Source organism: Kribbella sancticallisti (genome assembly GCF_039530625.1).
GTDB lineage: Bacteria > Actinomycetota > Actinomycetes > Propionibacteriales > Kribbellaceae > Kribbella > Kribbella sancticallisti.
In genome coordinates, this window is the sequence record NZ_BAAAOS010000022.1 from 44,840 (window position 1) to 65,616 (window position 20,777).

A 20,777-nucleotide genomic window follows, 5' to 3' on the forward strand; every position below is an offset into this window, starting at 1 on the left:
CCCCTGAGGAGAGAAACATGTTGAGGAAACCACTCATCACCTTACTGGCGGCAAGCGCCCTGGTGACGCTTGCGGCCTGTGGCGGTAGCGACGACAGCGGTTCCGGTGACACCGGATCGACCGAGAAGGTGACGCTGAAGTTCCAGAGCCTCGCCTTCCAGAAGACCACCGTCGCCGCGACCAAGAAGATCGTGGCGGACTGGAACGCGGCGAACCCGAACATCCAGGTCGAGTACGTGCAGGGCAGCTGGGACTCGGTGCACGACCAGTTGGTCACCCAGTTCCAGGGCAGTACGGCGCCGGACATCATCCATGACGAGTCCGCCGACATCACCGGGTTCGCGAACCAGGGCTACCTCGCCGACCTGTCGCAGTACCTGAGCCAGGAGACGAAGGACGCCGTACCGCAGGGCGTCTGGGACACGGTCACCACCGACGGCAAGGTGTTCGCCGCGCCGACCCTGCTGCAGTCGTACGTCGTGTTCGGCAACTCCGCGCTGCTCAAGGGCGCGGGTGTCCCCACCACGGGCGACTCGCTCAGCTGGGACGACCTGCAGGCGAACGCCAAGAAGCTCACCGCGGGTGGCAAGTACGGGCTCGGCTGGGGTCTGAAGAGCCCGACCGCGACCGTGCTGAACCTGGGGATGAACTTCGACGCCGCCTTCTTCGAGGGCACCGGCCGGGACGCGAAGGCGAAGATCGGCGACGCCGAACTCGAGGTGCCGAAGCGGATCCACGCGATGGCACACACCGACAAGTCAATCGACCCGACCTCGCTGACGCAGAGCGGCTCCGACGTCCTGCCGGGCTTCTTCGGCGGCAAGTACGCGATGATCGTCGGCGGCAACTACGCCGCGCAGCAGATCGTCGAGCAGGCGCCGAAGGGCTTCCAGTGGGAGGTGCTGCCGCCGCTGAAGGGCATCTCGGAGAAGCAGGCCGCGAACCCGCAGACGCTGTCGGTGCCGGCCGAGGGCAAGCACATCAAGCAGTCCGCGCAGTTCATCGACTACTTCATGAAGGCCGAGAACCTGGCCGCGGTCGGCCAGGGCGACTGGCTGATCCCGACCACGAAGGCGGCTCGGGACGCGATCGAGAAGGCGACCGGTGGCAAGAACGGCTGGACCCAGACGCTGGCCAGCGGTGAAGAGCTGACCAAGGCGCCGTTCCAGAGTGTGGAGAACTACCCGAAGTGGAAGGATCAGATCGCCACTCCGGCGCTGCAGGAGTTCCTGGCGAACAAGATCGACCTGACCGCGCTGGGCAAGAAGCTGAACGATGGTTGGGGGCAGGTCAACAGCTGATGCCGGACAACAGCGCAGCTCTGGAAGACAGGTCGGTAGGAGTCCTGGTCGGCTCCGCGGTCGGTGACGCGATCGGCGGTGCCGTCGAGGGCTGGACCCCGGAGGCGATCCGGGAACGGCACGGCGGCTGGGTGACCGGCATCGTCGGCCCGTGGTACGACGACTGGCGCAACGCCCGGCCGATCGCGCCGTACCACAAGGGCGACGGGCACATCACCGACGACACCTTGATGACGCACGCCCTGGTCGAGGTGTACGACGAACGCCGCGCGCACCTGGACGCGTACGCGATCGCCGAGTCGCTGGTGCCGAAGCTGCTGACCGAGAAGCGCTGGATCCCCGAGTTGGAGACCGAGGCGTTGCTGCTGCAGCGGGTTTTCCTCGCCGAGAAGTGGCTGGTCGCCCGGTTGCACTACGGGCACAACGACCCGCGCGAGGCGGGGGTCGGGAACATCGTGAACTGTGGTGCGGCGATGTACGTGGCGCCGGTCGGGATCGCCAACGCAGGCGATCCCGCCGGGGCCTACGCCGAGGCGATCGACCTGGCCGGTGCGCATCAGTCGAGCTACGGTCGGGAGGCCGCCGGGGTGTTCGCCGCGGCGGTCGCCGCCGCGATGGTGCCGGGGGCAACCGCAGCTTCCGCTGTCGCCGAAGCGCTCGCCCTGGCCAAGGACGGGACACGGTCCGCGGTCGAGGCGGTCGCTCAGGCGGCGGACGGCCTGTCCGACTGGGAGGAGGCGATTCCTGTACTCCGCAAGGCGATCGAGCCGTTCGACACGGTCGGGCCGGACTACCGGAACCAGTCGCTGGACGCTCGCCGGCCGAGCCGGACGAAGGCGATCGAGGAACTGCCGGTGGCGCTCGGCTTCGTGCTCGTGTCGGGTGGAGACGTGCGCTCGGCGGTGCTGGGCGGGACGAACTACGGGCGTGACGCGGACTCGATCGCGTCGATGGCCGGGGCGATCACCGGCGCGCTGAGCGGTGCGGCCGGAGTACCGGCGGACTGGGCGACGACGATCGCCGAGGCGAGCAAGACGGACCTGGAGCAGCCCGGGCGGGTGATGGCGTCGGTCGCCAAGGACCTGCACGAGGCCGACGCGCGCCGCTGGCTGCGCCGAAGTGAAACGTTGGAGAGACTAGCTCGATGAGACTGACCTGGGTGCAGCCGGAAGACCTGCTCCCACACCAACTGGTTCAATCCCTGGCCGAGGGCGTAGAGGTCGCCGACATCACCACCCGCTGGCAGGAAGCCGGCGGTACCACGGACGCCCCGGTCTCCGGCGCCTCGGACAAGCCGGCGACCCCGGAACTCCGGAAGCTGGCCAGAGACCTGCTGGACGAACTGGACCGGCGCGCGGGGGAGTGGACCACCCCAGCGATCCCGCAGTTGCCGCTGTTGCGCCAGCAAGCTGAGCCGGCCGGCGCAGCCGGCTCGACGGGTGGAGAGGCTGGGGCCGAGGTCGGCTCCGCCTTCCCCTCTGTCGAGCCGCCGAAGGCGGCGAGTGGGCTCGAGCGTCGCGTGTTGAACGCTTGGCTTGGACGGGCTGCGGGGAATTTGCTGGGGAAGCCGGTGGAGAAGATTCCTCGGGAGGGGATCCGGGAGATCCTGGAGACCTCGGGGCAATGGCCGTTGCGGGAGTACATCACCGCGGTGGGGGTCTCGGAGGAGATTCAGGCGCGCTGGCCGTGGAATCGGCGGTCCAAGCCGACGAGTCTTCGGGAGGTCATCGATGGGATGCCTGAGGACGACGACCTGAACTTCGCGATTCTGGCGTTGCAGTTGGTGGAGAAGCACGGGGACGAGCTGACCACCGAGGACGTGGCGCAGGCCTGGCTGAGCGATCTGCCGGCCGGGCGGGTGTTCACGGCGGAGCGGGTGGCTTACCGCAACCTGCTCGACGGCGTGGACCCGACGCGGGCGGCGCTGGTGCGGAATCCGTTCCGGGAGTGGATCGGAGCCCAGATCCGCACCGACGTGTACGGCTGGGTGAACCCGGGCGACCGGACCGCCGCGGCTCGGCTCGCGTTGACGGATGCGCGGCTGAGCCACACCGGCGCAGGCGTGGACGGCGCGATCTGGGTGGCTGCGATGTCGGCCGCCGCGATGGTGCTCGATGACCCGGTCGCAGTGGCCGAGGCGGGTCTGGAGGCGATTTCCCCGGATGGTGAAATCGCCCGCGCTGTGAGGTTCGGGCTGAACCTGGCGGCCACTCCGTTGGACGACGCGCTGGACGCGTTGCATGCGGAGTACGGGCACTTGCACTGGGTGCACTCGGTCAACAACAGCGCGCTGACGGCGTACGCGCTGACGGCGCCGGACTTCGCGACCGGGGTCGGGCGCGCGGTGATGGGCGGCTGGGACACCGACTCGGTCGGCGCGACGGTGGGAGCGGTGCTTGGCGCGGTGCTCGGCGTTCCGGCAGAGTGGGCCGGACCATTGGACAACCGGATCGCGACCAGCCTGCCGGGGATGAACCAGGTCGCGATCGATCAGTTGGCCGCACGGACTGTTGAGGGGGCTCGGCGTGGCTGAGGTCGTAGTCGTGGGAAGCGCGAACGTGGACCTGGTGCTCCCGGTCCAGCGGATCCCACGGCCCGGCGAGACCGTCCTGGCCAGCGGGCTGACCCGCGGCCCCGGCGGCAAGGGCGCGAACCAGGCAGTGGCTGCGGCGAGAGCCGGCGCGTCCACCGCCTTCGTCGCGTCCCTCGGCGACGACGACGGCGGCGCCCTGCTGCGGGCGGCGCTCGACGAGTCGGGCGTGGACCTGTCGCTGGTCTCGTCGTCGGCCAAGCCGACGGGTACGGCGATCATCACGGTGGACGCCGAGGGGGAGAACTCGATTACCGTCGCCCCGTCGGCCAACGCGGAGTTGAAGTTGTCGGCCGAGGCGCTGCAGGCCGTGAGCGAGGCGAAAATAGTCCTTTCCCAACTGGAGATCCCGTTCGATACGGTTCAGGCGGCAGCCGAGGCGAGTTCGTACTTCATCCTCAACGCGGCGCCCGCGGCCGAACTCTCCGACGAGTTGCTCGGCCACGTCGACCTGCTGGTGGTGAACGAGACGGAGGCCGAGGCTGTGGGGGGTCCGGAGATGGCATCGCTCTTGCGGCGGGTGCCGGCCGCGGTGGTCACGCTGGGGGCCGACGGCGCGGTGATTCTTTCCCGCGATGCCGCGGAAATCCGTATCCCGGGCGTGTCGGTGGAGGTGGTCGACACGACCGCCGCCGGGGACACGTTCTGCGGCGTCCTCGCCGCCAGTCTGGCTGCCTCGTCAACTACCTCGCCGGTCACAGGCGGCGACCTGACGAATGCGGTCCGACGCGCTAACGTTGCTGCTTCATTGAGCGTTCAAACCGCGGGGGCGATCCCTTCGGTGCCTCACGGGGATGTCATCGACGCGCGCCTTGCGGAGGTATACCTGTGAACCCCCTCGAGCCCAGGCCGATCGACCAGCCCGCCAAGGTCGATCTCGGCCTGCGCGCTGATCTGGCCTTCCTCGACGACGCCAAGATCCTCGGCGCGCCCGACGACCCGACCGATCTGCCCCGCTGGCGCGGCAAGCTCGCCGAGTGGTTGATGGGCGCGTACGACCGGACGGCGTACGACGGCGGCCTGCACTACGAGGTGCCCGGGCGGGAGTGGACCCAGACGGCGTACTCGGTGGCGCTGGTCTGGTTGTGGGACGACCAGTTGTACGACGTCGACACCGGCAAGTTCACCCCGGAGAAGTTCGTCCAGCGCGCGGTCGAGGACTTCGGCGGGTACGACGCGGTGGTGCTGTGGCACGCGTACCCCGTGATCGGGATCGACTCGCGCAACCAGTTCGACTTCTACCGGGACGCGCCCGGGCTGAAGGAACTGATCGACAAGCTGCACGAACTCGGCCTCAAGGTCTTCTTCGACTACAACCCGTGGGACGTCGGCACCCGCCGCGCGGCCCGGCCGGACGGCGACGAGTTCGCCGCCCTGGTCGCCGACTTCGGTGCCGACGGCGCCTTTCTCGACACGCTGAAGGAGGCCGACCCGGCCTTCACCCGGCCGCTGCGCCGGGCCAACCCGGCGATCGCGCTGGAGGGCGAGTCCCGGTTGCCGTTGGCAAGGATCGGTGACCACGCGCTGTCCTGGGCCCAGTGGTTCGCCGACACCCGGGCGCCCGGCGTACTGCGGGCGCACCTGTTCGAGCGCCGGCACATGATGCACCACACCCGCCGGTGGAACCGCGATCACAGCGACGAGTTGCAGTCGGCCTGGGTGAACGGCGTCGGCATCCTGGTCTGGGAGTCGGTCTTCTCCGCCTGGGTCGGCTGGAACGCTCGCGACCGGGCGACGCTGCGCCGGATGGTCGCGGCGCAGAGAGCGTTCTCCGAGGTACTGATCGGCGGCGACTGGATCCCGCTGACGCCGGAGATCCCGGACAAGGCCCGCGAGCACGGCGTCTTCGGCTCCCGCTTCGAGTTGGCCGACATCACCTTCTGGACGCTGATCAACCGCGACGAGGACGACTTCGAGGGCGTCGTACTGCGCTCCGAGGACCAGGTCGGCGACTGGTACGACGTGACGTCGGGCGTGCCGATCACCGCCGACGACGACGGCGTGCACCTGGTCGTGCCGGGACGTGGCGTCGCCGGGATCGTCCGGGTCGGCGCGACCGCCGGGCAGTCCTGCCGGGCCACCGCGCGTCGGCTCGGGACGTTCTCCCGGCCGCACATCAAGGACTCCGCGTTCCCGGTCGCGCCGACCGAGCGCCTCGCAGTACCAGAGGTCAGCGGGGAGGCCTCGATCGGCGAGACGGTGGCGGTGCCGGCGGGGGAGCGCTCTCTGACCGTCCGGCACCGGCGACGCGAGACGGGCCTGTACGACCAGGCGCCGTACGTGGAGGAGTGGAAGCCGTTGCCTCCTCGCCTGCACGACATCCAGACCGTGGTCCGCGAGGTAGCGCTCTCTAACATCTCCGTGTCGATCCGCGAGGTCACCAACGCGGAGTACGCGGAGTTCCTCGAGGCGACCAACTACCGGCCGCTGGTGGCCAACCGGTTCCTCGCGCACTGGGTGAAAGGGGCTCCCGCGCCTGGCACCGAGGACCATCCGGTGACGTATGTCGACCTGCCGGACGCCCGGGCCTACGCGGCCTGGCGTGGCGGTCGGCTCCCCACCGAAGACGAGTGGCAGGTCGCGGCCGGACTGGACCGGTTCACCCGCGGCGAGCCGCTGGTCTGGAACCTGACCGAGAGCGAGCACCGCGACGGCCGCAGCCGTTTCTGCATCCTCAAGGGCGGCTCGTACTACGTCGCCGAGGGCTCCGACTGGTACTCCGACGGCGGCCCGCAGGACCCCGAGGTCAGCTTCAAGTTGGTCCTCATGGGTGGCGGGCTGGACCGCTCGGAGACCATCGGCTTCCGGTGCGCGGGATGACACCTGGAGAACTGAGATGAGGCCCGCACCTCTCGAGGGCGTGAAGGTTCTGGAGGCGGCGACGCTCTTCGCGGGACCGCTGGCGGCGACGTTCCTGGGCGACTTCGGCGCGGACGTGACGAAGATCGAGCACCCCTCGCGCCCTGACGCGGCGCGCGGGCACGGGACCAGCAAGGACGGCGTCGGTCTCTGGTTCAAGACGCTCGGCCGGAACAAGCGGCTCGCGACGCTCGACCTGTCCCAGGGTCGTGAGGTCTTCCTCGACCTGGTCCGCGCGAACGACGTGCTGGTGGAGAACTTCCGCCCCGGCACGCTGGAGCGGTGGGGGCTCGGCCCGGAGGTCCTGCTGGAAGCCAACCCGCGGCTGGTGATCGCCCGGGTGACCGCTTTCGGTCAGGTCGGCCCGTGGTCGAACCGCCCGGGCTTCGGCTCACTGGCCGAGGCGATGAGCGGATTCGCCGCGGTGACCGGTGAACCCGACGGCCCACCGACGCTGCCGCCCTTCGGCCTGGCCGACGGGATCACCGCGCTCGCCACCGCGTACGCCGTGCTGGTGGCGCTGCGCGAGCGGGATCAGTCGGGGTCGGGTCAGGTGATCGACCTGGCGATCATCGAGCCGATCCTGATGATGCTCGGCGGCCAGATCACGGCCTATCAGCAGACCGGCTACGTCCAGCCCCGGCTGGGCAACCGCTCCTCGAACAACGCGCCGCGCAACGTCTACCGGACCGCCGATGGGCGCTGGGTCGCCGTCTCGACGAGTTCGCAGAGCATCGCCGAGCGTGTCGTCGCGCTGGTCGGCCGGCCGGATCTGGTCGAGCAGCCGTGGTTCGGCACTGGGCGGGAGCGCGCCGAGCACGCGGACGAGTTGGATGAGGCCGTCGGTTCGTGGATCGGGGAGCGCTCTCTGGACGAGGTGATGCTCGCCTTCGAGAAGGCGGAGGCGGCCGTCGGCCCGGTGCACGACATCCGCGGCATCATGACGGACCCGCAGTACGCCGCGCTGAACACGATCGTCGAGGTGGACGACGAGGAACTCGGTGGTCCGGTGAAGATGCAGAACGTGCTGTTCCGGTTGTCCGAGTCGCCTGGCGGGATCCGCTGGGCGGGCCGGTCGCACGGCGCGGACACGGACGCCGTACTGGCTGAAGTCGGCGTCTCGCCGGAGCAGTTGGCGGCCCTGCGTGCGGCTGGTGTGGTTTAGGTGCTGACCGCTCTCTACGTCCCGGCGAACCGGCCCGAGCGGTTCGCGAAAGCCGTTGCCTCTGGCCCGGATCTGGTGGTGTTCGACCTCGAGGACGCGGTACCGGTCGACGACAAGGCACAGGCGCGGGGGTGGGCGATCGCGTGGATCGCGGCGTTCACCGGCAGCACCGCGATCGAAGTACGGGTGAACGCCCCTGGTACGCCGTGGATCGAGGACGACCTGGCCGCGCTGGGCGCGGTACCGGGGGTTCGGGTGCGGTTGCCGAAGGTGGAGAGCGCGGATGACATCCGGGCCGTGCTCGAGCAGGTGCCGACGGCAAGGATCACCGCGCTGATCGAGTCGCCGCTGGGGTTGGAGCGGGCGTTCGAGATCGCCACTGCCGACAAGCGGGTGGTCGCGATCTCGCTGGGTGAGGCGGATCTGTCGAGTTCGCTCGGCGTGGACGGTGCTGAAGGGCTCGGTTGGGCGCGGGGGCGGCTGGTGTCGGCGTCGCGAGCGGCTGGACTCGGGGCGCCGATGATGTCGGTCCATCCGACCGTGAACGACGAGGAGGGGCTGCGGCGCAGTTGCCTCGAGGGGCGGGCGCTGGGCTTCGTCGGACGGACGGCTATTCATCCGCGCCAACTGCCGGTCATCGTCGAGTGCTTCACGCCGTCGGCGATCGAGGTCGCGGAGGCCGCCGCGCTGCTGGCGGCGGTCGAGAAGGCTGGGTACGCCGAGGGCGGCGTGCTCGTGCTCCCCGACGGCCGGATGGTCGACCCCGCGATGCTCGGCCGGGCCCGCGAGATCGTCGATTTGATGCACCAGATCGAGGACTAGTGTCCGACGCAGGACACTAGCCCGCCGCCCGGCTGTTGAGATCGAGGTGCTCCCACCCACCTCATCGGTCAGGTCCATGCCTCACCGGCAGCGCGGCGGACTGATGCGCGGGCCTGCCGCCCGCTGAGTTCTCTCCGCGCCGGAGAAATGCGAGGGTGGGGGAATGGACGGGAACGAGGGGCACCGGGTGGAGGATCTGCTGCGCGAGTTGGCGCCGCAGGTGCTCGGTTTTCTGGCGCGCAGGCACGGGCAGTTCGACTTGTGCGAGGACGCGGTCCAGGAGGCGCTGCTGGCGGCTGCCACCCAGTGGCCGACCGATGGGGTGCCGGCCAACCCGCGCGGCTGGCTGATCACCGTCGCGACCCGCAGGCTGACCGACCAGTTCCGCAGCGAGAGCGCCCGGCGCCGCCGCGAGGACACCGTCGCCGCGCTGGCCGGCGTTGACGAACTGGTTGCCCCCGGCGCCGATCACGACCAGCCGCCGGAGTCCGACGACACCCTCACCCTGCTCTTCCTGTGTTGCCATCCCGCGATCACCCCGGCCTCGCAGGTCGCGCTGACGCTCCGAGCGGTCGGCGGTCTCACCACGGCCGAGATCGCGAAGGCGTTCATGGTGCCGGAGGCGACGATGGCGCCACGGATCAGCCGGGCGAAGAAGAGCATCAAAGCCGCGGGCAGTCGCTTCGTGCTGCCGCCGGAGGAGGAGCGAGCCGACCGGCTCCGGGTGGTTCTCCAAGTGCTCTACCTGATCTTCAACGAGGGCTACACCGCCAGTTCCGGCCCAGACCTGCAACGCGTCGAACTGACGGCCGAGGCGATCCGGCTGGGCCGGTTGCTCTACCAGTTGCTGCCGGGCGAGGGGGAGGTGGCAGGCCTGCTGGCGCTGATGCTGCTCACCGACGCGCGCCGGGCGGCCCGCAGTACGGAGGATGGGGGTCTGATCCCGATCGACGAGCAGGACCGCAGCCTGTGGTTGCGCGAGCCGATCGCGGAGGGCGCCGCGCTCATCCTGCGCACGCTCTCGCACGGCAAGGTCGGCCCGTACCAACTGCAGGCCGCCATCGCCGCTGTCCATGCGGAGTCGCCGAGCGCCGACGAGACCGACTGGCCACAGATCCTCGCGCTCTACCTGCTCCTGGAGAAGGTCGCGCCGAACCCGATGGTCACGCTGAACCGGGCCATCGCTCTGGCCCAGGTCGAAGGACCCCAGGCGGGTCTAAATCTGCTCGCCACGCTCGACGACGACAGCCGGATGACCGACAACCACCGCCTGGACGCCGTTCGTGCTCATCTTTTGGAACGCCTGGGCAAACTTCCCGAGGCTCGGACTCACTACCTCGCGGCAGCCCGCCGTACGACGTCGCTTCCCGAGCAGCGCTATCTGACCGCCAAGGCCAGCCGGATCAGCTAGCGCTTGCCGTGACCTGGGTCACGTGACTTGAGTTGTAACTTCGGTTTACAGTTGCCGCATGGTGATCGAACCGCAGAGCGTCCGGACGAAGGTGCGGCGTGATCCGATCGGGCTCGGCGTCGCGCTGCTGAACCGGCTGGCGAAGTCCCGGGCGATCGATCGGCTGGGATTGCGCAGGCGGACCGAGCGGGTCGTCTTCGAGGCGACCAAGACCGGGTTCCGGACCGCGGGGGCGTTGACCCGGACCTTCACCGCCGCGACCAAGTTGGCGAAGCCGGCCCGGTTGCCCGCGGCCAAGGGCAGCGGCCGGTTCGACCTCACGCCGACCGAGGACCAGCAGATGGTGGTCGGTGTCGTCACGGAGTTCGCGGCCGAAGTACTGCGCCCGGCTGCCGCCGACGCCGACGTCGCCAGTACTACGGACGCCAAGGTGCTGGCGCAATCCGCCGAGCTCGGGCTGAGCCTGATCGAAGTACCGGAGGAGCTTGGCGGGATCGTCACCGAGCGGTCGGCGATGACCGGAGTACTGGTGGCCGAGGCGATGGCGCACGGGGACATGGGCCAGGCGGTGGCGTGCCTCGCGCCTGCCGCTGTGAGCACGGCGATCTCGTTGTGGGGCGACGAGAACCAGCAGGCGACGTACCTTCCGGCGTTCACGGGGGAGTCCGTGCCGGCTGCCGCGCTGGCGATCGTCGAGCCGCGGCCCCTCTTCGATCCGTTCGATGTGAAGACTCGCGCGACTCGGCAACGAAAGGGGCATCTGCTCAACGGCGTGAAGTCGTTGGTGCCGCGAGGTGCCGAGGCCGAGGTGTTCGTCATCGCCGCGCAGTTGGAGGACCAGGGGCCGGCGTTGTTCCTGATCGAGTCCGACCATCCGGGCGTCACGATCGAGGCCGAGCCGTCGATGGGACTCCGCGCCGCCTCGCTGACCCGGGTGCTGCTCGACGACGTACCGGCCATGCAACTCGGCACGCTGGAGGACTACGCGGAATGCGTCCGGCTCTCGCGGCTCGGCTGGTGCGCGTTGTCGCTCGGTACTGCGAAGGCGGTGCTCGACTACGTCACGCCGTACGTGAACGAGCGGACGGCGTTCGGTGAACCGATCAGCCACCGACAGTCCGTGGCGTTCATGATCGCCAACATCGCGATCGAGTTGGAGGGGATGCGCCTGGTCACCTACCGCGCTGGATCGCGAGCGGAGCAAGGGCTGCCGTTCGCTCGAGAGGTGGCGCTGGCGCGGCGGTTGTGCACGGACAAGGGGATGCAGATCGGCACCGACGGCGTGCAACTGCTCGGCGGGCACGGCTTCGTCAAGGAACACCCGGTGGAGCGGTGGTACCGCGATCTGCGGGCCATCGGCGTGATGGAAGGTGCGGTGCTGGTCTGATGATCAACCTCGAGACGCCGCGGAAGTTCCGCGCCTTCGTCAACCAGGCCCACCAGGTCGCGGCCGAGATGCTCCGGCCGAACTCGCGCGCGTACGACCTGGCCGAGCATGCCTATCCGAAGGAACTCGACATGCTCGCCGCGATGGTGGACGGGCTGGGGGCGTCGGGTACAGGTTCAGGCGCGGGAGCCGGCGGCGTACGGCGTACTGGGGCTGAGGACGATGGCAAGGTCAAGAACGGGTCGAACCTCTCGTCAGTGCTCTCCATCATGGAGATGTGCTGGGGTGACGTCGGCCTGCTGCTGTCGATGCCGCGGCAAGGGCTCGGGAACTCCGCGATCGCGTCGGTGGCGTCGGACGAACAACTGAAGCGGTTCGAGGGTGTCTGGGCGGGGATGGCGATCACCGAGCCCGGGTGTGGTTCGGACTCGGCGAGCATCCAGACGACGGCGCGGCTGGACGGCGACCACTACGTCCTCAACGGCGAGAAGATCTTCGTCACCGCCGGCGACCGCTGCGACGCGGTCGTCGTCTGGGCGACCCTGGACAAGTCCCTCGGCCGGGCCGCGATCAAGTCGTTCGTGGTCTCCAAGGACACGCCTGGGATGACGGTCGAACGCCTCGAGCACAAACTCGGCATCCGCTCGTCCGACACCGCCACGATCCGCTTCGAGAACTGCCGGGTCCCCGCCGCCAACCTCTTGGGCTCGCCGGAAGTCGATGCGGACAAGGGTTTCGCGGGCGTCATGCAGACCTTCGACAACACCCGCCCGCTGGTCGCGTCCATGGCCGTCGGCTGCGCGCGAGCCGCCTTGGAGCTGACGCGGGACCTGCTGGCCGAGGCCGGGGTCGAGCTCGACTACGACCGCTCGATCCACCTCCAGCCGGCCGCCGCGGCGTCGTACCTCCAGATGGAAGCGGACTGGGAAGCCGCCTACCTCCTCACCCTCCAGGCCGCCTGGATGGCCGACAACTCCCAGCCCAACTCCCTCCAGGCCTCCATGGCCAAAGCCAAAGCCGGCCGCTCCGCCAACGACATCACCCTCCGCTGCGTAGAACTAGCCGGCACCCTCGGCTACAGCGAACACGAACTCCTGGAGAAGTGGGCCCGAGACTCCAAAATCCTCGACATCTTCGAAGGCACCCAACAAATCCAGCAACTCATCGTCGCCCGCCGGCTGTTGGGGAAGACGTCAGCCGAGCTGAAATAGCCTTGTTTTGCGTGGATTTCGCGACTGCTGCGTCTCCGGTCAGAGCAGTCCGGCGCCCTGCTCGGGGTCCTCTGGAGCAGGGCCGATTTGTGCCCTGCTCCGTGACTGCTCCGTCAGCCGCCGCGCAAGTCTCTCGAGACGCCGGTCTACTGCCTGCCGCGCGCGGTCGTAGGACGACGGGAGCATATGCGTGTACATCTGCAGCGTGAACCCAGGGTCGTAGTGACCGAGGTACTCGGAGAGTTCCTTGATATTGACCCCGTCGGCCAAGGTGATGCTGGCGAAGTAGTGACGCAACGCGTGTAGGCCGGTGGTGCGGTCGGTCTTGAACCGTTTGCGTCCGCGGTTGTCTTTGTACGGTGGCGGGATGACGCCGGCTGCGGCGAGTGCGGGCTTCCATACGAGTTCGTCGTACAGACGAGCCTGGAGGTGTTTGCCATCGTGCCAGCTGAAGATCAGGTCGTGCTCTTGGACGTCTCCGTCCAGCCGCTCCCACGGCAGCGAGACGGTGGTCGTTCCGAAGCGCTCGAGATGGCTCTTGACTGTCTTCGCGAGCACCGGCGACATCGGCACGAAGCGTTCCTTGTCGTTCTTGGGGAGCGCGTAGACGAACTTCGTCCCGAGCCGCTTCACCTGACGCTGAACTCTGATCAGCATTAGGGTGAAGTCGAAGTCGTCGACCGACAGCCCGAACAGCTCGCCTTGACGTAGGCCGGCCGCCGATCCGATCGTCGGAAGCAGCCGGAACTGCTCAGGATGGGCCGCGACGATGCGCTCCACCGTCTCGTCCGACCAGGCAACGACCTTGGAGAACCGCCTGCTCGGCTTCTTGACCATCTTCGACTGACCCGGGTTGCGCTTGATGAGCTCGTCAGCGACGGCGAGTTCAAGACATCCGTTGAGCACCAGGAACGCGCTCCTTGCCGTCGACGGCCCGTAGGCGCACATGAGATCGGTCAACCAGACTCCGACCTCCGACGGCAGGATGCTCTTGACCATCCGCCGCCCGAAGGTCGGTTCCACATGCAGCCGCCACTTCGACTCGTACTGGATCTCACTGGCAGGATCGATCGTCCGGGACTTCAGCCACCGGGGCCAGATCTCCTCGAGCCGCACCTTGCCGGCGTTCGGATCCAGATAGTCACCCCGATCCCGATCCGTCTCCTTCCCCGTGGCGTACCGAAGCGCCTCGGTTTTCGTGTCGAACGCCTTCGACCGCTCGTCCCCGTTCGGATCAGTCCAAACCCCCAACCACCGCTTCCCCCGCCCCCACCGCTTCTCGTTCCGCTCCCGAGTCACCTTTCCATTGGGCTGGGTGACAGCCCTTGTCCACTGATCCTTCGCAAATGCCACCAGAACCTCCGAGCCCGCCGAACACCGACGGTGCTCAACGCCCGAGGCCCTGACAGTTTCGAACCGGCGGCGCAGCGGAGGCCGCTCAGACGAACAAGACGGGCGAGAATCAGGGCCCCAGCCGGCGGGGCGTCGATCCGGGCGATCGCCGAAGCGGTGGGATCCAGCCGGGCAACGATCCACCGTGCCCTCACCGTCGCCCCAACGGCCGTCACCGAAGACTTCGTCGTCGTCTCGGACGCCACAGTCACGTCGTACCAGGCCGCCGGACCGCAGCACGCGGCCTGCCTGGGCTGCGGCGCCGTCCCCAACGGCAAGATCGCCGCGGCCCGGCTGCGCGAAGAACTGCAGACCGACTGGTGGTCGACCACCGCCGCGAACCCGGACCGGATCGAAGTCACCCGGCACTGCGGACGCTGCCAGCCTCACACCGTCCACGCGATCGCTTGCCTGACCTGCGGAGACGGCCTGCTCCTGACCGGCGAACTCGCCGAACTCGCCCGCGACACCGACCCGCAGCAACTGCCCGGCGTCGTAACCGATCGGCTCGCCACCTCCGGGTGGCAGTGGGCGACCACGTCGTACGGCACCGGCTGGATCTGCAACCGACACACCACCGCCCAGCCGCCGAACCCAGCCCCAGCCGGAGCGTCGCGATGACCGAAGAACAGCCCGCGACGTCCACCCGGCTGACCTGGGCCGACATCACCCAAGGCCTGCACGAACTCGTGCTGGGACCTTTACCGCAGCCGGTCACCTACCGGCGCTGCTCGCTGTGCGGTGAGGTCCGGCTGCTCGGCTACCCCCGAACCGTCGGACGCCAGTGGAAGACCCGAGGTCTCCCGCTGATCGCGGAATACCGCTGCGGCAGCTGCGACGAGGTCAGCGTCGGCCACCAAGACCGTCCAGATGGTCTGCCACGCGCCGTACCCCGGGCCGATCCAGCGCCACTTCAAGTCCTGCAACTACCTCTACCGCGCCCCCGCCGGCACCATGACCATGACCCAATGCCCCCGCTGCCGGATCCTGTACGTCGGCCAGACCTACCCCGACAATCGGCGCACTCAGCGGGATCAGTGATCGGTGTGTCGCCGCCGATCGGCGCCTGGCTGCGGACACTGATGGTCGTGAACCGACTTCTTCCCACGAACGCGTAGGCCGCAGCTCGTGCTCTACGCAACCACCGCGGCCGGTCCCGACTCCGAACCCTCGCCCGGGGCGACCGGGGCGTGTCCGCTGTGCGGGAGGCCGGTACTGGCCAAGTGCGGCCAGATCAACGACTGGCGCTGGGCCCACCAAGCAGGGCCAGGACTGCGACCCCTGGAATGAACCACTCACCGACTGGCACCGCGCCTATCAGCGGCTCGTCCCGTCGGAGCGCTGCGAGGTGGCGATCGGCCCGCACCGCGGCGACATCCTGGCTCCCAAAGGCAATGTGATCGAGCTGCAGCACAGCACGATCTCTGCCGAGGACATCGCCGCCCGCGAGGCCCCACTACGGCCCTGGCATGGTGTGGCTGTTCGACGCCCGCGAAGCCTACGAGCGGCAACGGCTGACCCTGCGGCGCAAAGACTCCAACGACTACGTCACGTTCCAGTGGAAACAAGCCCGCCGGTCGATCCTGGCCTGCAAGCGCACGCTGCTGCTCGACCTCGGTCAAGGCCTCGTCCTCAGCGTGAAGAAGTACGACGGCCCGCCGATCCGAGGCTGGGGACAGGTGTTCCGTACCACCGACGTCTGGAGCTGGCTACGTGACGGCGCAAAGCCGACCCCGATCGAGTGGACCGGCGATCAGCACGAAGACCTCGTCAACCGGATCGTGCAGGCCGCCATCTACCTGCGCCACCACCCACCCAGCTCGGCACCCACATCACCCGGCGGCGAAACCAGAAGGTGGCTATCGGCGACTGGTGTCGCAGGTGTACTTCTTCTGTGGCGATCTCGCCGAGGCCAAGGCCGAGGACGCGGTCCAGCAGGCGTTCGTGCGGGCCGGACTCTTCCTACTGGTTCCCGTTCGGTGTGCTGGCCGGTCTGGTGCTGACGGCCCGGTGGCAGCGAGGCAGAGAAGCCCGCGCTCGCGGCTGAGGCCGAGGGGTGATCGTTGGAGTCAAGTGGAGCTGATCGAGCAGTCGGTGGTTGTCCGCGGTCACTCATGTTCGACCGGGGTGAGCGGATTAATGTCCTAGGGAGCTCGGCGGGCCAGGCGCAGGATGATCACGGAGAAGATGGCGACAATCGTCATGTCGACGACGGCCATGGACCAGGGCATGTCGGCGGCGGTCTCGTCGGAGGCCAGCCCACCGACGAAGGCGGAGGCCATGCCCATGCCAACCACGTTGGTCATCACGTGGAGCGCGATCGCAGCCTCGATGCCACCGGTCCGAATCGTGAGCCAACCCGCCAGCAGGCCGAAGACGGTGAGGTCGGCGAAGCCCCAAGGCGTTCCCCAGCCGTGAACCGCGGCGAACAGGACCGCTTGCGGCAGCAACACCAGGATGGGTGAACGGAAGAAAGCCCCTGCCGCCTGCAGCAGCCAGCCGCGGAAGACGTACTCCTCGGCAGCGGCTTGCAGCGGAACAAGACACAGCACCACGGCCAGGCCGGCCGCGAAGGTCCCCCACCCGACGAACATCTCCTCGGGCGCGCCGGGCTCTTCGACAGAGGACGACAGGGCCGCAAACCCTGCGAAGGTCACCACGACAGTAGCGGCAGCGACGGCGAGGCAGCGGCCCAGCCAGCGCAGCCGGAGGCGCCCGGTGACCGACGTGAGCGTTCCCCACGGGCGTTTCTGCACCCAGCGGGCGGTCAGGGCGACGGCCGGCAGCACGATCGCGATGCCGAGCAGATCGATCGCCAAGGTGGTGACGTCGTCGAAGCGCGGCCAGCCGTCCGCGTCGTCGGGGAAACCGAGGATCTCCGCGGCGATGTCGCTCAGGCCGTAGACGAGCAGCATCCCGGCCATCGACAAGCCGAGCAGGACGAAGGTCCCGACCACGGGCCGCCACCAGTTGTGCCGCCCGGCCCGCGCCAGCCGCTCGTACGTCAACTGCTCGGACGGTACCGGCGGCGGAGTTCCGTGCGGCCAAGGTGCCTGCGGCCGCAGGTACGGCGGTGGGCCGCCGCCCGGGCGATAGGTGGTCGCGTGCTCGATCGTCATGCCGCCAGCATGTCGCCGCCCCGGGCGTCGGCGCGTCAGCCTGCGGCCGGACAGGTCCCTCTACCGCTAGATAGAGGCGCTTATGCTGCGGCTCTGATGGAACACGTCCGCAATTGGCTGCTGCCCGTCCTCCTGGGGGCCGCGTGGGTCGCTTCGACGGCCGGGAGCCACACCCTGCTCGGTACGCCGCCGCCGGGCGGCGCGGAGACGATCGCCGGAGCAGTCGCGAGCGTGATCGCCGCGGCGGCGTTGGGTTTCCGTCGGCGCGCGCCCTTGCCGACCCTCGGCGTGGTGACCGTCGCCGTGGTGATCGGCCAGTTCGCAACCGCTCCGGACGGGCTCGGAGTGCCGTTCGCGGAAACCATCGCCCTGTACTCCGTCGCGGTGCACAGCGGGGCCGCGGTCGCCTGGCGCGCGACCGCTGTCCTAGTCGTCGTGAGGACCGCGGCCTCCTTCGGGGTCTACGGCCTCGCCGAGGATTTCGCCTACGATGCTGTAGGCAACCTTGTCATCTACCTAGTCATCCTCGTCGTCGGACAGAACCGCCGTCGTCGACTGGCGGTCCGTGCGGAGGTGGCCCGGCAGTTGTGGGCCGCTGAGGAGCGGCAGCGGGACGCGGCGGCGGCCGAGCGACGCCGGCTCGCCCGCGAGCTGCACGACGTCAGCGCTCACCACCTCACCTCGATCGTCGTCAGCAGCGGCGCCGCGGAGCGGCTGATCGACCGGCAACCCGACCTGGCCGAGCAGGCCTTGGAGTACGCCGCGAGTACCGGCCGAGCGACCCTGGTGGCTTTGCGCCGACTCGTCGACGTACTGGAGACGGGCGACGGACCGCAGCGCGAACCAGCCGGCGCGCGGATCTCCGAACTGGCCGAGGCGTTCACCCGGTTGGGCCAGCAGGTGCGGGTGGATGTCGCGCCCGAGCTGACCGGCCCGTCGGCCGAGGCCGTCTTCGGGATTGTCCGGGAGTCCTTGACCAACACCGTCCGCTACGCGCCGGGTGCCGCCGTACGGATACTTGTCCGGCGCGCCGCCGACCACTTGCTGGTCCTGGTGGACAACGGCGAAGGCACGGCTCCGGCCTCGGTCGGCCAGGGAAGCGGACGCGGGATCACCGGCATGAAGGACCGCGCCGAGGCCGTAGGCGGCACACTCACCGCCGGCCCTGGCCCGGACGGCGGTTGGCAGGTCCGTGCCACGCTGCCTGCTTGCGGCGTCGACCAGCCAAACACCATGCCGTCGGCCGAAATGCCCAACTCCGCCTGGGCACAAGGGCGGTTCCCGGTTGCGCCACTGCCGGAAGCGGCGCGGCGGGACCAGGCGGGACCGGACCGCGCGGTGCCGGTGTCGCGGGTGGAGCGGTGGACGATGGGGGCCGGGCTGGCTCTGCTCGTCGCGCTGGTGGCGACCGGAGGGACGGCGATGATGATCGCGGGCGAGCCCGGGGCCGGCCCGGCGACGACGAGTCTCGCTGTGTTGCTGGCGTTGATTCCCGCGCTGGCTTTGCTCAGGCGCCATGACCGGCCGAGGAGCGTCGTGACCGTGGTCGCGGTCTTCGTCTGGCTCTGGCCGCTCGCGATCGGATTCGGGCTGATGCCCACCGGATTCGCACCGGCAATGGTGATGAGCTTGGGCGCCCCTATGGCCGCGGCATCTGCAGCTTCCGCGTACGGCGGAAGGGCGACCTGGTGGTGGTCGGTTCCTGCCGCGGCCGGAGGATTCGGCGCCACGGTGGCGGTGCTCGAGGTCGTCGCACCGAGCGAGCCACCGGATCCTGGGTTCGCCGTCTTCTTCAGCCTGATGATCGCCTTGCTCACGGCGATTCCGCTGCTGGGCAGCTGGGCGATCGGCGCGCTGGTGCGACGGCGACGGCTACGCCGAGTGGACAATCGTGGGCAGGCCCTTGCCGACGTCGTACGGGCGGCCGAGATCGCGGTACACACCGAACGCCGTCGGATCGCCAGAGGGCTGCACCACAATGTCCTGACCCGGACGAGCCGGATGATCGCCCATGCGGAAGCCGGTCGGCTCGAGGGCGTCACCGCCGAGGCCCGGTCGGCGTTGGCCGCGATGCGCGACCTGCTCGACACCCTGCACGATGACGGCGCCCCTGCTCCTCGTAGTCCGCGACCTACCGAGATGGAGGTGTCCTGATGCCTGTCCGAGTACTGGTGGTCGACGACCAGGCGGTGGTCCGCGCCGGATTCGCCGCGATCGTCGACGCGGAGCCGGATCTGACTGTCGTCGGTCAGGCAGGCGACGGCGCGGCGGCGGTGGCCGTGGCGGCCGAACGCGATCCCGACGTCGTCTTGATGGACATCCGGATGCCCGGGCTGGACGGCCTCTCGGCGACCCGGCTGCTCACCGGCCTCGGCGACCGGCCGCGTGTGCTGGTGCTGACCACCTTCGACCTCGACGAGTACGTGTACGAGGCACTGCGCTCGGGGGCGTCCGGGTTCCTCCTCAAGGACGCCCGGGCGGAGGACCTGCTGACCGCGATCCGGGTCGTCGCGGCCGGCGACGGCATGCTCGCACCGACCGTGACCCGCCGGCTGATCCAGGCTTTCGCGGCCGGAGCGCCTGCGCCGGGGACGAGCGTGGTACTGGACAAACTCACGCCCCGCGAGCGCGAGGTCCTGACCCTGATCGCCGCCGGGCTCAGCAACGCCGAGATCGCCGAACGCCTCGGTGTCGCCACCGGCACGGTGAAGACGCACGTGAACGCCCTGCTGACCAAACTCGACGCGCGCGACCGGGTGCAGGCGACGATCATCGCGTACGACCTCGGACTGGTCCGTGCGCGCAACTAGAGGCTATCTCCCCACTTCCGAGCCTTGCGGCGGCGGGGGCTACGAGGCCAGGCGGAATCCGCAGAGGCTTTACGCCTGGCCGCGGTCAGGCCAGCAGCCGGGCCAACCCCTGATATGGGCAAGGTCGTTTCCGATCTTCGCGCCGCACTGCCCACAGCGAGCATCTCTGTGTACGACAGCAACTCGACCGATGACACGGCGGTGGTTGCCCGGGCGGCCGGTGCGATCGTGCGGCACGAGTCCAGGTCGGGCAAGGGCAATGTCGTAAGGCGCGCGTTCGCCGACATCGACGCGGACGTGTATCTGCTGATCGATGGTGATGACAGGTACGATGCCTCGCGCGCGGCTGACTTGGTCCGGCTGTTGCTCAGGGGTCCCTACGACCAAGTCGTTGGAATCCGTAAGCATTCGAACGTTGCTGCGTATCGACGCGGCCACACGTTCGGCAACCGGGTACTCACCGGCGCGGCCGGCCCGCTGTTCGGCCGGGAGATCACAGATATGCTCAGCGGCTATCGGGCGTTCTCTCGGCGCTACGTGAAGTCGTTCCCGGCGCTGGCGCGGGAGTTCGAGATCGAGGGCCCGTATCCTCGGATATCGCAAGCGACAATGGCTGGGTGTCTCGCAATCACTTGGTGAGCCGAAATCCTAGGGCACGAACTGCTGTCGGCGACAAGTTCTGGATGAATACGTCTGCGGACGTGAGCAGT

18 protein-coding genes are annotated in these 20,777 nt (G+C 68.9%); 16 read left to right on the forward strand and 2 right to left on the reverse strand.

The window, feature by feature from the left end; genetic code table 11:
• Positions 1 to 17: 17 nt before the first annotated feature.
• From ABD255_RS19690 to ABD255_RS19735, 10 genes are all read left to right on the forward strand, one after another.
• Positions 18 to 1,301, forward strand: coding sequence for an ABC transporter substrate-binding protein (locus ABD255_RS19690; protein WP_344215955.1), 1,284 nt, complete (start codon positions 18 to 20; stop codon positions 1,299 to 1,301).
• Positions 1,301 to 2,449, forward strand: coding sequence for an ADP-ribosylglycohydrolase family protein (locus ABD255_RS19695; protein WP_344215957.1), 1,149 nt, complete (start codon positions 1,301 to 1,303; stop codon positions 2,447 to 2,449). Before ABD255_RS19690 ends, ABD255_RS19695 begins: the two co-directional genes overlap by 1 nt.
• The gene (locus tag ABD255_RS19700) at positions 2,446 to 3,834 is read left to right on the forward strand and encodes an ADP-ribosylglycohydrolase family protein (protein ID WP_344215959.1); all 1,389 of its coding nucleotides are present in this window, start codon (positions 2,446 to 2,448) and stop codon (positions 3,832 to 3,834) included. The genes ABD255_RS19695 and ABD255_RS19700 overlap by 4 nt, the downstream gene beginning before the upstream one ends.
• Entirely contained in the window at positions 3,827 to 4,723 is an 897-nt protein-coding gene (locus tag ABD255_RS19705) for a ribokinase (protein ID WP_344215961.1), read from the forward strand. Before ABD255_RS19700 ends, ABD255_RS19705 begins: the two co-directional genes overlap by 8 nt.
• Positions 4,720 to 6,711 (forward strand): SUMF1/EgtB/PvdO family nonheme iron enzyme, encoded by a 1,992-nt coding sequence (locus ABD255_RS19710; RefSeq protein ID WP_344215963.1) that lies wholly within the window; start codon positions 4,720 to 4,722, stop codon positions 6,709 to 6,711. Before ABD255_RS19705 ends, ABD255_RS19710 begins: the two co-directional genes overlap by 4 nt.
• Positions 6,712 to 6,727: 16 nt before the next feature.
• Positions 6,728 to 7,915, forward strand: coding sequence for a CaiB/BaiF CoA transferase family protein (locus ABD255_RS19715; RefSeq protein WP_344215965.1), 1,188 nt, complete (start codon positions 6,728 to 6,730; stop codon positions 7,913 to 7,915).
• Positions 7,916 to 8,737, forward strand: a complete 822-nt coding sequence (locus ABD255_RS19720; protein WP_344215967.1) for an HpcH/HpaI aldolase/citrate lyase family protein — start codon at positions 7,916 to 7,918, stop codon at positions 8,735 to 8,737.
• A gap of 163 nt (positions 8,738 to 8,900) precedes the next feature.
• A complete protein-coding gene (locus tag ABD255_RS19725; RefSeq protein ID WP_344215969.1) occupies positions 8,901 to 10,148 on the forward strand; it encodes an RNA polymerase sigma factor in 1,248 nt (415 codons plus the stop codon).
• A gap of 58 nt (positions 10,149 to 10,206) precedes the next feature.
• Positions 10,207 to 11,535 carry an acyl-CoA dehydrogenase family protein gene (locus tag ABD255_RS19730; protein ID WP_344215972.1) on the forward strand — a complete coding sequence of 443 codons (1,329 nt, stop codon included), beginning with the start codon at positions 10,207 to 10,209 and terminating at the stop codon, positions 11,533 to 11,535.
• Positions 11,535 to 12,746, forward strand: coding sequence for an acyl-CoA dehydrogenase family protein (locus ABD255_RS19735; protein WP_344215974.1), 1,212 nt, complete (start codon positions 11,535 to 11,537; stop codon positions 12,744 to 12,746). Before ABD255_RS19730 ends, ABD255_RS19735 begins: the two co-directional genes overlap by 1 nt.
• Positions 12,747 to 12,785: 39 nt before the next feature.
• On the opposite strand, the gene ABD255_RS19740 is transcribed toward ABD255_RS19735, so the two are convergent.
• Complete coding sequence (locus ABD255_RS19740) at positions 12,786 to 13,997, reverse strand: tyrosine-type recombinase/integrase (protein WP_344215976.1); 1,212 nt, start codon at positions 13,995 to 13,997, stop codon at positions 12,786 to 12,788.
• A 258-nt stretch (positions 13,998 to 14,255) separates the two neighbouring features.
• Here ABD255_RS19740 and ABD255_RS19745 point away from each other — a divergent pair, with 258 nt between their 5' ends.
• From ABD255_RS19745 to ABD255_RS19755, 3 genes are all read left to right on the forward strand, one after another.
• On the forward strand, positions 14,256 to 14,759 hold the full coding sequence (locus ABD255_RS19745; protein WP_344215978.1) for a hypothetical protein: 504 nt from the start codon (positions 14,256 to 14,258) through the stop codon (positions 14,757 to 14,759).
• Between the two features lie 249 nt (positions 14,760 to 15,008).
• The gene (locus ABD255_RS19750) at positions 15,009 to 15,179 is read left to right on the forward strand and encodes a hypothetical protein (RefSeq protein ID WP_344215980.1); all 171 of its coding nucleotides are present in this window, start codon (positions 15,009 to 15,011) and stop codon (positions 15,177 to 15,179) included.
• Between the two features lie 428 nt (positions 15,180 to 15,607).
• Entirely contained in the window at positions 15,608 to 16,141 is a 534-nt protein-coding gene (locus ABD255_RS19755) for a hypothetical protein (RefSeq protein WP_344215982.1), read from the forward strand.
• Positions 16,142 to 16,282: 141 nt separating this feature from the next.
• Here the strand turns inward: ABD255_RS19755 and ABD255_RS19760 are convergent, their stop codons facing one another.
• Complete coding sequence (locus ABD255_RS19760; protein WP_344215984.1) at positions 16,283 to 17,257, reverse strand: CPBP family intramembrane glutamic endopeptidase; 975 nt, start codon at positions 17,255 to 17,257, stop codon at positions 16,283 to 16,285.
• A 96-nt stretch (positions 17,258 to 17,353) separates the two neighbouring features.
• Between ABD255_RS19760 and ABD255_RS19765 the strand changes: the two genes are divergently transcribed.
• The 3 genes from ABD255_RS19765 to ABD255_RS19775 all read left to right on the forward strand — a co-directional run bounded on the left by ABD255_RS19765 (position 17,354) and on the right by ABD255_RS19775 (position 20,706).
• Positions 17,354 to 19,411, forward strand: coding sequence for a histidine kinase (locus ABD255_RS19765; protein WP_344215986.1), 2,058 nt, complete (start codon positions 17,354 to 17,356; stop codon positions 19,409 to 19,411).
• The gene (locus ABD255_RS19770; protein ID WP_344215988.1) at positions 19,411 to 20,067 is read left to right on the forward strand and encodes a response regulator; all 657 of its coding nucleotides are present in this window, start codon (positions 19,411 to 19,413) and stop codon (positions 20,065 to 20,067) included. Before ABD255_RS19765 ends, ABD255_RS19770 begins: the two co-directional genes overlap by 1 nt.
• A 114-nt stretch (positions 20,068 to 20,181) precedes the next feature.
• Positions 20,182 to 20,706 (forward strand): glycosyltransferase, encoded by a 525-nt coding sequence (locus ABD255_RS19775; RefSeq protein WP_344215990.1) that lies wholly within the window; start codon positions 20,182 to 20,184, stop codon positions 20,704 to 20,706.
• The last annotated feature ends 71 nt before the right edge of the window (positions 20,707 to 20,777 follow it).

Coding starts and splice junctions, on each gene's coding strand:
- ABD255_RS19695 (WP_344215957.1), top strand. CDS start 1,301: ATGCCGGACAACAGCGCAGCTCTGGAAGACAGGTCGGTAGGAGTCCTG.
- ABD255_RS19700 (WP_344215959.1), top strand. CDS start 2,446: ATGAGACTGACCTGGGTGCAGCCGGAAGACCTGCTCCCACACCAACTG.
- ABD255_RS19735 (WP_344215974.1), top strand. CDS start 11,535: ATGATCAACCTCGAGACGCCGCGGAAGTTCCGCGCCTTCGTCAACCAG.
- ABD255_RS19770 (WP_344215988.1), top strand. CDS start 19,411: ATGCCTGTCCGAGTACTGGTGGTCGACGACCAGGCGGTGGTCCGCGCC.
- ABD255_RS19755 (WP_344215982.1), top strand. CDS start 15,608: ATGGTGTGGCTGTTCGACGCCCGCGAAGCCTACGAGCGGCAACGGCTG.
- ABD255_RS19715 (WP_344215965.1), top strand. CDS start 6,728: ATGAGGCCCGCACCTCTCGAGGGCGTGAAGGTTCTGGAGGCGGCGACG.
- ABD255_RS19750 (WP_344215980.1), top strand. CDS start 15,009: ATGGTCTGCCACGCGCCGTACCCCGGGCCGATCCAGCGCCACTTCAAG.
- ABD255_RS19725 (WP_344215969.1), top strand. CDS start 8,901: ATGGACGGGAACGAGGGGCACCGGGTGGAGGATCTGCTGCGCGAGTTG.
- ABD255_RS19730 (WP_344215972.1), top strand. CDS start 10,207: ATGGTGATCGAACCGCAGAGCGTCCGGACGAAGGTGCGGCGTGATCCG.
- ABD255_RS19690 (WP_344215955.1), top strand. CDS start 18: ATGTTGAGGAAACCACTCATCACCTTACTGGCGGCAAGCGCCCTGGTG.
- ABD255_RS19760 (WP_344215984.1), bottom strand. CDS start 17,257: ATGACGATCGAGCACGCGACCACCTATCGCCCGGGCGGCGGCCCACCG.
- ABD255_RS19775 (WP_344215990.1), top strand. CDS start 20,182: ATGGGCAAGGTCGTTTCCGATCTTCGCGCCGCACTGCCCACAGCGAGC.
- ABD255_RS19765 (WP_344215986.1), top strand. CDS start 17,354: ATGGAACACGTCCGCAATTGGCTGCTGCCCGTCCTCCTGGGGGCCGCG.